This is a genomic window from Methanobrevibacter sp., assembly GCF_017410345.1.
Lineage (GTDB): Archaea > Methanobacteriota > Methanobacteria > Methanobacteriales > Methanobacteriaceae > Methanobrevibacter.
In genome coordinates this window covers 1-14,489 of record NZ_JAFQQZ010000027.1, presented here as the reverse complement: position 1 = coordinate 14,489, position 14,489 = coordinate 1, and the positions used below count along the sequence as shown (strand labels likewise).

15 protein-coding genes are annotated in these 14,489 nt (G+C 34.8%); 8 read left to right on the top strand and 7 right to left on the bottom strand.

Annotation, left to right across the window (positions count from 1 at the left end):
* The first annotated feature begins 194 nt into the window (after window positions 1-194).
* The 3 genes from sstT to thpR all read left to right on the top strand — a co-directional run bounded on the left by sstT (window position 195) and on the right by thpR (window position 3,711).
* A complete protein-coding gene (gene sstT, locus IJE13_RS03470; protein WP_292777127.1) occupies window positions 195-1,460 on the top strand; it encodes a serine/threonine transporter SstT in 1,266 nt (421 codons plus the stop codon).
* Between the two features lie 170 nt (window positions 1,461-1,630).
* Complete coding sequence (cca, locus tag IJE13_RS03465; protein WP_292777123.1) at window positions 1,631-3,118, top strand: CCA tRNA nucleotidyltransferase; 1,488 nt, start codon at window positions 1,631-1,633, stop codon at window positions 3,116-3,118.
* A gap of 17 nt (window positions 3,119-3,135) precedes the next feature.
* Window positions 3,136-3,711 carry an RNA 2',3'-cyclic phosphodiesterase gene (thpR, locus tag IJE13_RS03460; RefSeq protein WP_292777121.1) on the top strand — a complete coding sequence of 192 codons (576 nt, stop codon included), beginning with the start codon at window positions 3,136-3,138 and terminating at the stop codon, window positions 3,709-3,711.
* 83 nt (window positions 3,712-3,794) lie between these two features.
* Here the strand turns inward: thpR and IJE13_RS03455 are convergent, their stop codons facing one another.
* The 6 genes from IJE13_RS03455 to IJE13_RS03430 form a co-directional block, all read right to left on the bottom strand.
* Complete coding sequence (locus IJE13_RS03455; RefSeq protein ID WP_292777119.1) at window positions 3,795-4,304, bottom strand: nitroreductase family protein; 510 nt, start codon at window positions 4,302-4,304, stop codon at window positions 3,795-3,797.
* Between the two features lie 13 nt (window positions 4,305-4,317).
* Window positions 4,318-5,226: a hypothetical protein gene (locus IJE13_RS03450; RefSeq protein WP_292777116.1), complete on the bottom strand. Its 909-nt coding sequence runs from the start codon at window positions 5,224-5,226 to the stop codon at window positions 4,318-4,320.
* 87 nt (window positions 5,227-5,313) lie between these two features.
* Window positions 5,314-5,613 (bottom strand): putative quinol monooxygenase, encoded by a 300-nt coding sequence (locus tag IJE13_RS03445; RefSeq protein ID WP_292777114.1) that lies wholly within the window; start codon window positions 5,611-5,613, stop codon window positions 5,314-5,316.
* Window positions 5,614-5,831: 218 nt separating this feature from the next.
* Window positions 5,832-6,515, bottom strand: a complete 684-nt coding sequence (gene npdG, locus IJE13_RS03440; protein WP_292777112.1) for an NADPH-dependent F420 reductase — start codon at window positions 6,513-6,515, stop codon at window positions 5,832-5,834.
* 505 nt (window positions 6,516-7,020) lie between these two features.
* Window positions 7,021-7,956, bottom strand: coding sequence for a 3-hydroxyacyl-CoA dehydrogenase (locus IJE13_RS03435; protein WP_292777109.1), 936 nt, complete (start codon window positions 7,954-7,956; stop codon window positions 7,021-7,023).
* Window positions 7,957-8,118: 162 nt separating this feature from the next.
* Window positions 8,119-8,571: a MarR family transcriptional regulator gene (locus IJE13_RS03430; RefSeq protein WP_292777107.1), complete on the bottom strand. Its 453-nt coding sequence runs from the start codon at window positions 8,569-8,571 to the stop codon at window positions 8,119-8,121.
* A 264-nt stretch (window positions 8,572-8,835) separates the two neighbouring features.
* On the opposite strand from IJE13_RS03430, the gene IJE13_RS03425 reads away from it, so the two are divergent.
* Both IJE13_RS03425 and IJE13_RS03420 read left to right on the top strand, forming a co-directional pair.
* Window positions 8,836-9,633: a 2-amino-3,7-dideoxy-D-threo-hept-6-ulosonate synthase gene (locus tag IJE13_RS03425; RefSeq protein ID WP_292777105.1), complete on the top strand. Its 798-nt coding sequence runs from the start codon at window positions 8,836-8,838 to the stop codon at window positions 9,631-9,633.
* 66 nt (window positions 9,634-9,699) lie between these two features.
* Window positions 9,700-10,830 carry a 3-dehydroquinate synthase II gene (locus IJE13_RS03420; protein WP_292777103.1) on the top strand — a complete coding sequence of 377 codons (1,131 nt, stop codon included), beginning with the start codon at window positions 9,700-9,702 and terminating at the stop codon, window positions 10,828-10,830.
* A 174-nt stretch (window positions 10,831-11,004) separates the two neighbouring features.
* On the opposite strand, the gene IJE13_RS03415 is transcribed toward IJE13_RS03420, so the two are convergent.
* Entirely contained in the window at window positions 11,005-11,526 is a 522-nt protein-coding gene (locus IJE13_RS03415) for a nitroreductase family protein (RefSeq protein ID WP_292777101.1), read from the bottom strand.
* A 166-nt stretch (window positions 11,527-11,692) separates the two neighbouring features.
* Here IJE13_RS03415 and hemL point away from each other — a divergent pair, with 166 nt between their 5' ends.
* From hemL to IJE13_RS03400, 3 genes are all read left to right on the top strand, one after another.
* Window positions 11,693-12,958: a glutamate-1-semialdehyde 2,1-aminomutase gene (gene hemL, locus IJE13_RS03410; protein WP_292777099.1), complete on the top strand. Its 1,266-nt coding sequence runs from the start codon at window positions 11,693-11,695 to the stop codon at window positions 12,956-12,958.
* Window positions 12,959-13,052: 94 nt separating this feature from the next.
* Window positions 13,053-13,709, top strand: a complete 657-nt coding sequence (locus tag IJE13_RS03405; RefSeq protein WP_292777097.1) for a DUF4012 domain-containing protein — start codon at window positions 13,053-13,055, stop codon at window positions 13,707-13,709.
* 205 nt (window positions 13,710-13,914) lie between these two features.
* On the top strand, window positions 13,915-14,457 hold the full coding sequence (locus tag IJE13_RS03400) for a flavodoxin family protein (RefSeq protein ID WP_292777095.1): 543 nt from the start codon (window positions 13,915-13,917) through the stop codon (window positions 14,455-14,457).
* Window positions 14,458-14,489 lie beyond the last annotated feature (32 nt).

Here is a 14,489-nt window from a genome sequence, read left to right as displayed (position 1 = left end):
TTATTTATTTTTATTTTTTTAATGTTTTTTAAATTTTTATTTTTTTAAAAATATTAACTTATTTCTATTTTTTCATAAAGTTTTTTCAATAATTATTTAGATAATAAAATACAAAGATTTAATTTAGTTTAGTATTGAATAACTTAAGTTTTAAAGACTTGATAATTTATCTTGATGATTTTTAGAGGAATTTTATGAATAAATATATTAAGAAATGGACTGAATCCAGTCTGATATTAAAGATACTTATTGGTTTGATTATAGGTACTGTATTGGGACTTGCAGTGCCTCAATATGAGATGATAGGCCTTTTGGGTCAATTGTTTGTAAGCGCCTTGAAGGCCATTGCACCTCTTCTTGTTTTTGTATTGGTTGCTTCAGCTTTAGCTAAGGCAGGAGAGGGGATACGAAGCAGATTCAAGACTGTAATAGTGCTGTATATATTCTCAACATTCCTGTCTGCTATGGTTGCGGTAACTGGAAGCTTTCTGTTTCCTGTAACAATGCATCTTACAGAGGCAGGTAAGGTTACAGCTCCTGGAGGATTAGGTGAGGTAATAAGCAATATGCTTTTGAATATCTTTACCAACCCATTGTTGTCACTCTCTCAAGGGGATTATTTGGGAATCTTGTTCTGGGCAATTGTCTTTGGTATTTGCTTGAAGAAAGTTGCAAGGTCAAATACAAAAAATGTATTTGAGGATTGTGCGAATGCCACTAGTCTGATTGTTAAGGGAATCATCCAATTTGCCCCTATTGGTATCATGTCCCTTGTATTCACTGCTGTGGCGGAAAGCGGTTTAAGCATATTCATCCAATATGGCCAATTGATTCTCCTGCTTGTAGGATGCATTGCAACTGTTGCATTCATTACAGACCCATTGATTGCAGCGGTTGCCTTAAGAAGAAATCCTTATCCGCTTGTTTTCACTTGCTTAAAGGAAAGTGGCATCACTGCATTCTTCACAAGGAGTTCAGCAGCGAACATTCCAGTTAATATGGGCCTTTGTGAAAGATTGGGCCTTGATAAGGACTTCTATTCAATAAGCATTCCGCTTGGGGCTACAATCAACATGGAAGGTGCGGCAATCACCATTACAATAATGACTTTGGCGGTTTGCCATACATTGGGAATTTCTGTGGACTTGCCTACAACTATAGTCTTATGTGTCATTTCCACATTGGCGGCAGCCGGATCCTCTGGTGTGGCTGGAGGTTCCCTATTGCTTATTCCAATGGCATGTTCATTGTTTGGAATACCTGCAGACATTTCAATGCAGGCAATTGCAGTGGGATTCATCATTGGTGTGGTCCAAGACTCCTGTGAAACTGCCCTTAACTCCAGTGGAGATGCACTCTTCTCTGCAACAGCTGAGTATCATGACAGGGCAAAGCAGGGAGAACCGGTTAATTTCCTAGGGGAATTTGCTAAAAATAAGGAAGAAGAGGCTATAATCTAATCTCTTCCTTTTATCTATTTTTTATTTTTTCTATTTTCATTCATTCTCATTTCTTTCCAATTCTTTTTTTTAATTTTTTAGTTTAAATTATAAAATTATAAAACTAATAAGAATTATAATATAATTATAAAACATTTATCAGATTTCAACAAATTAAAAGGAAACTAAACATGAATTATGAATTTATATTAGGGAACATAAGGCCAAATCAAGAGGAGATTGATGCAGTTATTGAGACAACTCGAAATGTGATTGAGTTTATCAACAGGACCTGCGAAGAAGAAGGAATTGATGCTGAAGCCAATGCTGTCGGTTCCGTTGCTAAAGGAACTTGGTTAAGCGGCAAGTCTGATATAGATGTTTTCATTAGTTTTCCTTATGAGTCTGAAATGGATTATCTTAAAGAGAAAGGTTTGGATTTGGCATATAAGACCAATGATGAATTTAAAGGCAAGGCAAATGAACATTACGCTTCCCATCCTTACCTGACCTGTGATATAGATGGATTTGAGATAGATATAGTTCCATGCTATGACCTAAGTGGCGGAAAGCCAATTAAGTCTGCAGTTGACAGAACTATCCTCCATACAGAATACATTCAGGACAATCTGAAGGAAGAGCAAATAGATGAGGTTTTGTTGCTTAAGAGGTTCATGGATGCAGTTGGAACATATGGATCTGAATTCAAGACAGGAGGATTTGCAGGCTATTTATGTGAATTGCTTATCCTAAAATATGGAACCTTTGAAGATACTTTAAGGGCTGCTCAGAACTGGAAAAGGCATACATTAATAGATTTGGAGGATTTCGGTACAGTGGGCAACGCTATTTTCAAACAGGATCCTCTTGTATTCATTGACCCTACTGATGAAAACAGAAATGTGGGAGCGGCTTTAAGACTTGAAAGGTATGTTGATTTCATTGTGGCTTCCAGAAACTTCCTGGATGTTCTTGACAATGATGATTTGGATGATTATGAAAGGCAGGAAAAGATTTTGGAATTCTTCAATCCTCTTCTAAAGGAGCATTTAGATAAATCCAAAGAGGAAATAGCTAAGGACATTTTGGAATCATTCAAAGATAGGGAAACCCAAACTTTAGTCATCAAGTTCCCTATTCCTATTATGTCTGCAGATGCTCTTCATCCACAGCTCCTTAAGACTGTAAGTTCCATTTGTGAAAAGATAGATATGGAGGAATTTTCCGTATTCAAATATGATTACTGGACCGATGAGGAGAAGTTCGTCATTTTCACCATAGAATTAAATGTCTTCAAGCAAGGTAAATACTACATACACAAAGGCCCTAAGGTCTGGACTAAGAAGGCTTGTGACAACTTCAAGGCAAAATGGGGAGATGCCCTATATCCTTTAGATGAGTTTATGGTCCTTACAAGGGAAAGGCAGTTCAAAACAGCAAAGGACTTCATCATCCACACTCTTCAAGAGGAAAACATTCATATAATCAAGGTTGGAAAGAACATAAAAGAAGCCATTTGCAGTGACGATTGCATTCTTCTTGAGATAGATGAATTCCTGAATGATTTAGATGATCAATTCAATTATAACATTTCCAATAAAACCAGTGAAGAATTGGCACGTGATTACTTGAACTCATTGGATGACTTCTTAAATCCTGGCCAATACATTAAGAGATGAATTTAGGAGAATATCCGATGAAAGCAAATCAATCTGAAACCATTAGAAGCTTTTTAGCCATTGAACTTGACCAGGAATTGGTTCCTAAGATATTGGATGTTCAAAAGGAGTTCAAGAAGACCAATTCCAATATCAAATATGTTCCTTCACAAAACATGCATTTTACCTTGAAGTTCTTTGGAAACATCGATTTGGATATGGTTGAAGACATTAGCGCTGCTGTTCTAAATGTCATAAGGAATTATTCCTCTTTTGATTTGAACATTAAGAAATGTGGCTGTTTTCCAAATAAGAATGTAATAAAAGTTCTTTGGTTAGGATTGGATGAAGGCTCTCCAATAAAGGACCTGCAAAAGGATCTTGATAAGGAATTTAAGAAATTGGGATTCAAGAAGGAAAAAAATTTCATTTCCCATTTGACAATCGGAAGAGTCAAAAGCCCTAAAGGAAAAAAGGAAATCAGAAACGCAATCGAAAGATTGGAAGATGTTGAAATCGGGCAAATGACCGTTTCTAAGATATGCTTGAAAAAAAGTACTTTAACTCCTCAAGGACCAATCTATGAGGATATTAAAGTATTTGAATTAAATTAATTTTATAGTTTTTAATTACTATTTTTTACTATTTTTTACTATTTATTACATTTATTACATTTTTCTACTATTTTTATAAGAAATTAATAAGATTCATAGTGAATCCTATTTTCATCAAATCTATCTGTACCTGTATAATCCTCTGTAGGATATCCTAGGACAATTACAGAGTATGGGTAGACATTTTCAGGAATGTTGAAATGTTCCTTCAGGTAATTTACTCTTTCCTCATCAGGGTATGTGCCAAGCCATACCGCACCGAGACCTTCCTCTACAGCCTGAAGCAGTATGTTCTGAGTACAGGCTCCCATATCCTGCTGTACCCATTTGTAATTCTCAAATCTGCTCAAGTAATCTTCATTGAATAGGGTTATTATGCAACAGGTTGATGTTCTGGCAGGCTTTGAATACATGCTCATATCTTCTATCTTTTTGATTCCATCCTTATCCTTGACTACCAAAAACTCCCATGGCTGTGAATTGATGGCAGAAGGTGCCTGCATTCCTGCTTTCAAGAGTCTTTCTATCTTCTCATCCTCAATTTCCTTGTCTAAAAATTTTCTAATGCTTTTTCTTTTAAAGATTGCGTTCATCCTAACACCTCTTTCAATCAGTTTCAATCAGGAATTTCAAATAGTTATATAATACGAATATTACCAAGACCAATGCTATGATGGCTTGAATGTAGAATAGATAGTTTAAAATGCTTAATCCAAAGAACTTATACGCTTCACCAGTAGCTATTGCGCTTATTACAAATGGAAATGTGAATGCTGAAAAGCTTGGCATGAATCTCAATTTCTCTAATATGATCAGTTTGATTGCCTGATAAATTGCAAAAATATAAAAAATGCATGCTCCTATGTAGATAACAGTTAAGAAGTTTCCATCAATATTCAATGCATTCACGTATCCGACAATAAGGATTGAGATTAGTGCAGTGTAAATGCAAATGAACGGTTTATTTTTATCATCTATTGCAGTAAACTTAAGGTATCTGTATGAGACCAAAATGAGTGTTGGTATCATCAATATGAAACCGATTCCAAAGAATATGAATCCATATTGTGACAGGTCAAATGCTGGAGCTGTAATTGCAGCCATTGTTATTCCAATGTAAACAATCCACCAGGTGGCAAATACATTTTCAATATTGAATTCCTTGATTACATAGTTTTTTGTAAAGAGAACCACTATTGATAAATGTATGATTATTCCTAGAATCCATATTCCAAAGGCAATAGTCTGGGATAATGGTAGGAACAATGGCTTTAGATATGTGCTGAAAAGCATCAATGCCATTGAGAATGTGCCGAATGTGCTTAAGGCAATCAGCTGATTCAATTCATTGTTGAATGCTTCAAAGTGTAAAACAAGCTTTAACAGAACCATGAATATAAGGATGGATCCGACTATAAAAAATATGCTGCTGAAATCAGTGAATATCTTGCCTAATGATAATATGGCCAAGATAAGTCCAGTGATTGCCAAAGGTAGATTCCTTATGATATTCATAATAATAGTATAAAAAAAGAGTATAATAAAATTTTGTATAATAAAAGAATGTATAATTTAATTGTAAGTTAATCGAATGAGTTGAATCTATTCATATAGATTCAATTCATCAGCTCTAAGCACTTTGATCTCTTCATCTTCAATATATTCTCTGGATTCCTTGGAGAATGATTTGAAATGAGATGAAGCCATATGTTCGCTTAATGCCTCTACGCTTTCCCATTGTTCAATGATATGGAATGTACCATCATTGGATTTCAGGAATTTATAATCGATATTTCCTTCTTCCTTAAGTGTCTCTTCAACCAATGCCTCTGCAAGGGGAATCAATTCTTCCTCTTTACCTTCCTTTGGTAAAAGTTCAACCATGACAACAATAAAGCTCATAAAATCCCTCCTATATTTTGTTATTAAAGATTTTTTAAAAAAAGTATTTAAATATTTTCTTAATTTGATTAATGATTTTAATTAATTTAAAAAAGGGTTATTATATTAATTTGATTTATTTTTAAAAAAGATTATCTTTATTAATTTAATTTTAAAAAAAGAAAAAAGAATTATTCTATTGAGAAATAGAATAATTAAGATTGGAATAAATATTTAATCTATTCGTCTAATTTTGGAATTCCAGTAATTCTTAAACCACCGTAATGGGATTTGTATTTGATGTTCAATCCGATTAATAATGGGGTGATCTTTTCAATGATTCTGGATTTTTCCAAGATTCCAGTATCAATGGTTCTTACACCAGGGATCTTGTTGATGAGTTCTGCTGCAATTTCTTTTGCTTCCTTGTCATCTCCTGCAATCAAACAGTCACAGTCGATTTCTTCTGGAATGTTGGATAAGTGAGAGTTACTGATGTTACAGAATGCACAGATAACTTTTGCACCGGTTCCTTTAAGGAGGCTTGCGGTTCTTTCTGCTGCGGAACCTTCCATCAAGTCAATGAATCTGAATGGCTTGCCGCCGATTGCAGTTTCGAGTGGTACGGTTGCATCCAATACAATCTTGTCGGTACAGAATTCCTTGATGCTTTCTACGGTTGGTTTTTGTGCTGCGAGAGGTACAGTGAGGATTAAGATGTCCCCTTCTTTTGCTGCATCTTCGTTAGCTAAACCTTTAATGTTCAAGTCGTAGTCTGCGTATTTTTCCTTAGCTTCAGCAACAACGTCTAAAGCCTTTTCTTCCTTACGAGAACCTACAATAACTTCTACACCTTCAATTGCTAATCTGAGAGCAATTCCTAAACCTTGTGGACCAGTTCCACCAATTACACTTACGATCATTTTTTATTCTCCTAAAATATGGTATTTGTAAAAAGTCTTTTGAAAATATATTGTACAATATATTGATGTTAATATTTATATTGGAAAATGTTTATAAATCTTTCTTTTTAGTTTAGAAATTTTAACTTTAACCTAGTTAATGTTTAGTTAATATTAGATTTATATGAATATTTTTTAGAATTTTTAATTTTTATTATTATTTTGTAAAATTATTAATTTAAAAAAAATTTATATTGACATTTAAATTAAGAAATTTAAGACAATCTAATAAAAAGGCCAAAATATAGTTTCTATTTTTTGTAAAGAAAATATAAATAAAATTAAACAATTTTTATAAATCTTAAAAATATTTTATAATTTTGAATATAATGAATAATGAAATTAGAATTTTAATTGAAAAATATATATTTTTAAAAGAATTTGTTGGTATGTAAAGATTTAAAAAAAAAATAAAATGAGTAAAAATAGAAAAATAAAGGAAAAATAATTTTTAAGAATAAGTTTTCTAGTATTCGTAGAATCCTTTTCCTGCATTGATACCGGTTTCACCAGCATCTATTTTCTCTTTGAGTTTGAGAGCTATTTTTCCTTGAGTGGTTTCAGGATCTTTAGATCTAGGGTCCATGATAACAATATTGTATGCAGTTACAAGACCTACAACATCCAATATTTGGAAAGGACCGTTTGGTGCCCCAGTAGCAAGTCTCCATGTCAAGTCGATTGTTTCAGGATCTGCAACCTCATTTGCCCATAATGCCTGTCCTGCGGAAAGGAATGGTACAAGCAAGGAATTGAGAACGTATCCAGGCTGTTCCTTCAATACTTTAATTGGCACCATGTTGATGTCTTCAGCATATTGGACGATTGCATCGAAGTATTTTTGATCTGTTCCAGGGTGTGGCATTACTTCAGCAGTGTTTTGAGCCCATATGTTGTTTGCAAAGTGGAATGCAAGATATTTCTCTGGCCTACCTGTGTATTCTGCAAACTGGCTTGGAAGCAATGTGGATGAATTGGTTACGACAATTGTCTTTTCAGGTAGGTATTTTGCCAATTCCTCATAGAATGGGATTTTTTGGTTAGGGTCTTCTGCAATTGCTTCAATGACAAGGTCTGCATCTTCTGCAGCTTCCTCATAGCTTGTAGTTAATGTCAAGCTGTCAAATGCCTTTTGGGCTTGCTCTTTCAAGGCATCGATTTCCTCATCACTTAAGTCCGGAGTTTTGCTGAATCCTCTGCAGTATGCAGACTTATCGGTTTTCATTGCTTCAAGAGTGTTGAGGTATATGTTCAGCAATCTTTCAAACTTAGGCTTTGCCCTTTCGATAGAACCTTCGCTTCTAAGCCAAACTGTCACATCAAAACCGCAGAAAGCGGATTGGTATGCAATTTGGCTACCGAGTACTCCTCCACCAGCTACTACAACTTTTTTGATATCCATTTTTATCACCATTTATTTAATAAACTATATCAAAAAAATTATAAAAAATAAAATATAGTTTACTTGTATACTATTTTATAATTTAAAATATTTAAGACTTTATAAATATTTTTAAAAAATAGCTGTTTTTGCTGTGAAAAAATAAGATAAATTTATTTATCCTTAGGGATAATCATTTAATTCAGCGGATCTAAATGCCAATTCAATGAAAGTCTTAAAAAACTCGTCATCCAATTTATCCAATCCCATTTTTTCTTCCCATTCATTATTCATTTCTTCAAGAATTGGAATTAAGTCTTTGCCTTTTTTTGTTAATCTTAAGATATTATTTCTTTTATCAGCCTTGGACTGCTCTCTGATTATGATTCCATTTGATTCTAATTTCTTGATAGCTTTGGTGATAGCTCCTTTTGTAATGTAAAGGCTATCTGATAGGTCTTTTTGATTTAAATTCTCTTCATTGTATATTCTAAGCATGCATAACACTTGAATCAAATTCAAATCGTACTGTGCCAAGGCATTGTTCAAATAGGTCTTATGATTCTTATGAAAAATAAATAGAAGGTCTCCCAAACGATTGTAATCATAAAATCCGTCATCAGTTTTTTCCATCATCATTTTCCTTTTTATTAATACGATTATTTATAAATAACTGAATCAATTTAATTATTTAATTAGTTTTTTTTCAAAAAGGCTTATATATTAAAAAAGCAAATATAATAATGTATGTAATATTTAATACAGTAATGTATAAAAATATACATTAATATCTAAAAAATACAATTTTCTATAAAAAACTTTTTTATGGTATTAAAATATAACTATAATAATGCAATTTAACTTAATATAATTAATATAAATATTATGGAGACTGATCTTATGACTGAAATTGGAAAAAGAATTCGTATGGAAAGGATTTTCAATAGGAAAACCGGAAGAACCGTGATTGCTCCTATGGACCATGGTGTTTCAAGCGGCCCTATTAAAGGAATAATCAATATGGATGAAACCGTTGAAAGCATCTCCCAAGGTGGAGCAAATGCAATATTGATGCACAAGGGTATCGTAGGGCTTGGACACAGAGGATACGGTAAGGACATAGGTCTTATTGTACACTTATCTGCAAGTACTTCCCTAAGCCCAGATCCAAACAATAAGGTAACTGTAACAAGTGTGGAAAAAGCTATTCAATTAGGTGCGGATGCAGTATCCGTCCATGTGAACATAGGTTCTGAAAACGAGCCTGAAATGTTGATGGAACTTGGAGAAATCTCTGAAACCTGCAGTTACTGGGGTATTCCACTTCTTGCAATGATGTACCCAAGAGGACAGAAAGTTGAAGATGAGCATGATGTCGCAATGGTAAAGCATGCTGCACGTGTAGGTTCCGAACTTGGTGTGGACATTGTTAAGACCAATTATACCGGTGACCCAGACTCCTTTAAGGAAGTTGTAGAAGGTGCATTGGTTCCTGTGGTAATTGCAGGAGGACCTAAAGTTGAAACCGATAGGGAGCTCTTGGAAATGGTAAGGGATTCCCTTGAAGTCGGAGGAGCAGGTGTTGCATTTGGAAGAAACCTTTTCCAAGCTGAAAACCCTGGAAAGATCACAAGAGCAATTGCTGAAGTTGTTCACAATGATCTGGATGTTGAAGAGGCATTGAAATTCCTCGATTAAACAGATCATGCTAAATAAATGATTTATTTCTATTAACGATATATAAAATTTTTAAGGAGATTAAAATTGTCAAACAAATTCGCTTGGATCATGTCCCCAAAAGCAGATTGGGACGATAAGAAAGAATTGATTACAACAGCACTTGAGTCAGGAATAGATTATGTTCTTGACTGCGAAGACAGTGAAAACATCAGAAAGGTTGGAAACTTCAAGATAATTTCCCCTGAAGAGGATGCTGACATCTATCTGGTTGGCCTTGACGGTGAAGGGGATGGAACCTTGGACCTTAAGGACAATTTGAATGAATCAGCAGACCTTGCAAAAGCGACTGAAGCTAAAAACAGCGGTAAAACTGTCTGTGCCTATATAGTCATCACCGATAAGTTGCATGAGCAATTGGCAGTGACTTTAGGAAGAGTTGTTGATTATATAATCCTTGTGGCTACCGATTGGACAATCATTCCCCTTGAAAACATTATTGCCGACTTGCAAAAGGAAAATGTGAATATCATAGCTGCCGTAACAAATGCAGATGATGCAAAAGTGGCTATGGAAACCTTGGAAGTGGGTACCGATGGCGTAATATTCGAGCCAAAGGACTTTGCCCAAATCAAGGATTTCGCCAATCTGATTGATGAGCTTTCTACAGAAAGTTATGAATTGAAGGATTTGACAATAACCAATGTGGAGCCTGTAGGTTCAGGTGACAGGGTTTGCATTGATACAACAACCATGATGAAACCTGGAGAAGGAATGCTGATAGGTTCCTATTCAAAGGCAATGTTCTTCATTCACAGTGAAAGCCTTGAAAGCGAATATGTGGCATCAAGGCCATTCAGGGTAAATGCAGGTCCTGTGCAAGCTTATGTCATGGTTCCGGGCAATAAGACACGTTACCTTTCAGAGCTTGAAACCGGTGATGAGGTATTGATCGTTGATAAGGAAGGAAAAACCAAAAAGTCCATCGTCGGCAGATCCAAGATAGAAAAAAGGCCACTCATTTTGATTGAGGCGGAATATGAGGATATGAAAATAAGGTCATTGGTTCAAAATGCAGAAACCATAAGATTAGTCGATGAGAATGATGAACCGATTTCCGTTTCAGTTCTAGAGCCTGGAATGAAAGTCAAAGGATTTATTGACGATAGCGCAAGACATTTTGGTATGGCTATTGATGAGCAGATCATCGAGCAATAAAAAAACGTGTTAAGAGCAATGCTCTTAACTAAATTCTTTTTTTTAATTTTACTTTTTTATTATTAAACTATTTTTATTATTAAACTATTTTTATTATTAAACTATTTTTACTATTTAAACAGTTTTTAAACTATTTTTACTATTTAAACAGTTTTTAAACTTTTTAATAATTTTCTATGGCATATAATGAACTTTTTCCTTATCAATGTCATCGAGAGTGTAGGCTTTCATATGTCCATCTTCGATTCCGAGTGCCAAAATGCCAACTATTCTAAAGTGATCATCAAGACCTAAGATATCTCTTACTAAGTCTTCTGAGCATTCCCCTTCCTTGTTTTTCCTTAAGCGAATTTGAATCCAACAGCTTCCAACATCCTGTTCTGCTGCCATTAGATGCATGAATGCAAGTGCTATGGAGGAGTCTTCAATCCAGGTGTCTGCCACAAGGCTGTTTCCAATGACTGCAATGGCTTTCTTTGCACCTTTAAGGAAAGCTGCTCCATGCTCTTTGGATTCAGCTATTTTATTTAAGGTTTCCTTGTTTTCAATGACAAGGAAATTGCATGGTTTCAGGTTTCTGCTGGTTGGAGCAAGGAGTCCTGCCTGCAATATCCTATTCATCTTTTCATTTGGAATCTCATCATCAGTATATTTTCTCACGCTTCTTCTTTTAAGCATTACATCCAATAAATCCATTTTATCATCCTTTAAAAATTATTTTTATTTAATTTCAATTAATGAACATTATATTTTTTATATTATTAAATTTTTATTAAAATAGAAATACCTATTAATTAAGATAAATAAAGTATAATTATATAATTTTTATAAATTTATTAATTAAAATTAGGGAATCATTAATATGAATTCAGAAGAATTATTTAAAATAAGCAAAAACATCATTCCTGGGGGAGTGAACTCTCCTGTACGTGCCTTTGAACCTTATCCATTCTTTGTAAAGGAAGCTAAAGGCTCTCACATTGTAGACATTGATGGAAATGATTATATTGATTACTGTTTGGCTTATGGTCCTATTTTACTAGGTCATAGCGATGATGATGTAATGAAGGACGTTTACGAACAGATGCAAAGGGGAACTGCTTATGGTGCTCCAACTGAAAATGAGGTCAAATTGGCTGAAGAGGTAATCGACAGGGTTCCTTGCGCCGAAATGGTTCGTTTTGTAAACTCAGGTACTGAAGCAACCATGGCAGCTATCAGACTTGCAAGAGGATTCACTGGAAAAAGCAAAATAGTCAAGTTTGAAGGGGCTTACCATGGAGCTCATGACTACGTACTTGTAAAATCTGGTTCCGGAGCTGCATGCTTGCCTGATTCAGCAGGTATTCCAGTGGAAACCACTCAAAACACCCTTTCAGTTCCATTCAATAATGTTGATGCATTGACCAAATTGATTGAAGATGAAGGGGAAGACATAGCCTGTGTAATAGTGGAGCCTGTAATGGGCAATATCGGCTGTGTGGAACCTACTGTCAAATTCTTGAAGTTCCTAAGGGAAATCACAGAGGAAAACGGAATAGTCCTGATCTTTGATGAGGTCATCACCGGTTTTAGAGTGTCCCGTGGAGGTGCGCAATCATATTATGGCGTAAAGCCTGATTTGGTAACCTTTGCAAAGGTTTTAGGTGGAGGATTCCCAATCGGGGCCTATGCAGGTAAAAAGGAAATAATGTCGCTAATCGCACCAAACGGTCCGGTCTATCAGGCAGGAACCTTTAGTGGTAATCCGATTTCAATTCAGGCAGGACTATCCACACTTAAGAAGCTTGACTATCCATTCTATGGAGAAATGTCTCAAAAGGGAGATTTCCTTAGGGAAAGCATCTCAGACATTTTGGAAGACTTGAAATTGGAATTGCAGGGAGTAGGTCTCTCTTCAATGTTCCAGATCTATTTCAATGAAGAGCCTGTAATCGATTATGAAACAGCTAAAAGGTCTGATGCCAAAAGATTCCTTGTATACTTCAGGGAATTGTTGAAGAACGGCGTATTCATACCACCAAGCCAATTCGAATGCAACTTCATCTCAGGAGCGCATACAGATGATGATTTAATAAAAACATCTGAAGCTATTGAGCAGGCATTGAAAGTGGCTTGGAAGATTTAATCATGAAAACTTATATTAAACAAAAATAATAAAAATATATTTTGAAATTTTTATAAATTTTATCATTTTCTAGAAAAAGATTAAGGAGAAAATTATGAATCATAGAACTAAAATATTTATGGCAGTACTATTTGTTATTTTTATGACCTCAATTGTCGCTGCTTTTGGAGGAATCCTTGGCGGTGATGATTTGACTACACAAAACGTTCTTGTTTGTCCTGTAGATGATAGCGGAGCATGTAATGTTGCATTTTTAATAAGTATTGAAAACGGTAAAATCTCTAACTACACCTCAGTATCCACTGAAGGCATGGATCACCCTACTGTAGCGGATCCTAACAATGCAAATGAAAAATTATCATTCCATGACGCACTCACCCTTGATGACAAAGAACAAGGCTTAAACTATGCAAAAGAAATTTATGAAGCAAATAATGATGGTGTCACTATCGATGGTGCTGCTGCTGTAGACAGCAAGATTATCACTGATGTAATTGCAGCTGCAGGTACTTTAAAAGATGGTGACAATGTGATTAACCCAACTGCTGCTGATCTTATTAGTCCTAGCAGTTTGGATTCAGTTAAACCAATCTGTGATGCTCTTTTAAATGCGGCTAAAGACCCACAGCAAAGTGGTGCAATGTATAACGCAGCTTTCAGTGATTACAAGTCTGGAGACGTTACCTTAACTCCACATGGTTTCTTCGCTAAATTAGCTGCTTCATATGTCTTTGGCGGATTATTTGCTTAGAAAATTTATCAAAATTTTCTAATTTCTTTTTTTATTTTTTTACTATTTTTAACTTTTTCAGGGGTTTTCAATTTTTATTAATTTATTTTAGGTTTTTTTTAAATTTAATTAATTATTAACTTGTTTAATTAAAAAAAGTTTATATAATGTAAATAGGATATTTAAGTATATAAAATGTTTAAAAATTAATTTGGAGGAAATTGAAATGAAAATTATAGCATTGCAAGGCAGTCCACGTATTGGTGGAAACTGTGACGTTCTAATGGATGAAATGATTAAAGGGGCAGAGGAAAACGGTCATGAAGTAGTGAAATACTATCTTGAAGAGGAAGACATTGCTCCATGTAAGGCATGCTTGTTCTGTGCTGAAAATCCTGACTGTGTGCGTGAAGACGATGGTAACAAAATCATTAATGAATTGGTAGCTGCAGATGGCGTTATCTTTGCAACTCCTATCTACTATGGTCAAATGTCTGGACAGGCAAAAACCATCATTGACCGTTTCTATGCAGTTGGACAAAACCCAGATAAAAGTTTAGGCGGCAAAGCAGCTCTTATCTTTACTGAAAACCAACCTGAAGGAACTTACGAAGCCTATATTGAAATGACTAAATTCTCTCCATTCACCTTTATGGGCTATGAAGTAATCGGTCATGTTGATGCAGGTAGTGCCGGTCCGGCAGGAATCGTTGCAGAAGAACAGGAAGACAAATTAAATGAAGCTTACGAATTAGGTAAACAATTCTAAATTTATCTAATTTCTTTTTTTTCTTTTTTTCT

Coding starts and splice junctions, on each gene's coding strand:
- sstT (WP_292777127.1), top strand. CDS start 195: ATGAATAAATATATTAAGAAATGGACTGAATCCAGTCTGATATTAAAG.
- cca (WP_292777123.1), top strand. CDS start 1,631: ATGAATTATGAATTTATATTAGGGAACATAAGGCCAAATCAAGAGGAG.
- thpR (WP_292777121.1), top strand. CDS start 3,136: ATGAAAGCAAATCAATCTGAAACCATTAGAAGCTTTTTAGCCATTGAA.
- IJE13_RS03455 (WP_292777119.1), bottom strand. CDS start 4,304: ATGAACGCAATCTTTAAAAGAAAAAGCATTAGAAAATTTTTAGACAAG.
- IJE13_RS03450 (WP_292777116.1), bottom strand. CDS start 5,226: ATGAATATCATAAGGAATCTACCTTTGGCAATCACTGGACTTATCTTG.
- IJE13_RS03445 (WP_292777114.1), bottom strand. CDS start 5,613: ATGAGCTTTATTGTTGTCATGGTTGAACTTTTACCAAAGGAAGGTAAA.
- npdG (WP_292777112.1), bottom strand. CDS start 6,515: ATGATCGTAAGTGTAATTGGTGGAACTGGTCCACAAGGTTTAGGAATT.
- IJE13_RS03435 (WP_292777109.1), bottom strand. CDS start 7,956: ATGGATATCAAAAAAGTTGTAGTAGCTGGTGGAGGAGTACTCGGTAGC.
- IJE13_RS03430 (WP_292777107.1), bottom strand. CDS start 8,571: ATGATGGAAAAAACTGATGACGGATTTTATGATTACAATCGTTTGGGA.
- IJE13_RS03425 (WP_292777105.1), top strand. CDS start 8,836: ATGACTGAAATTGGAAAAAGAATTCGTATGGAAAGGATTTTCAATAGG.
- IJE13_RS03415 (WP_292777101.1), bottom strand. CDS start 11,526: ATGGATTTATTGGATGTAATGCTTAAAAGAAGAAGCGTGAGAAAATAT.
- hemL (WP_292777099.1), top strand. CDS start 11,693: ATGAATTCAGAAGAATTATTTAAAATAAGCAAAAACATCATTCCTGGG.
- IJE13_RS03405 (WP_292777097.1), top strand. CDS start 13,053: ATGAATCATAGAACTAAAATATTTATGGCAGTACTATTTGTTATTTTT.
- IJE13_RS03400 (WP_292777095.1), top strand. CDS start 13,915: ATGAAAATTATAGCATTGCAAGGCAGTCCACGTATTGGTGGAAACTGT.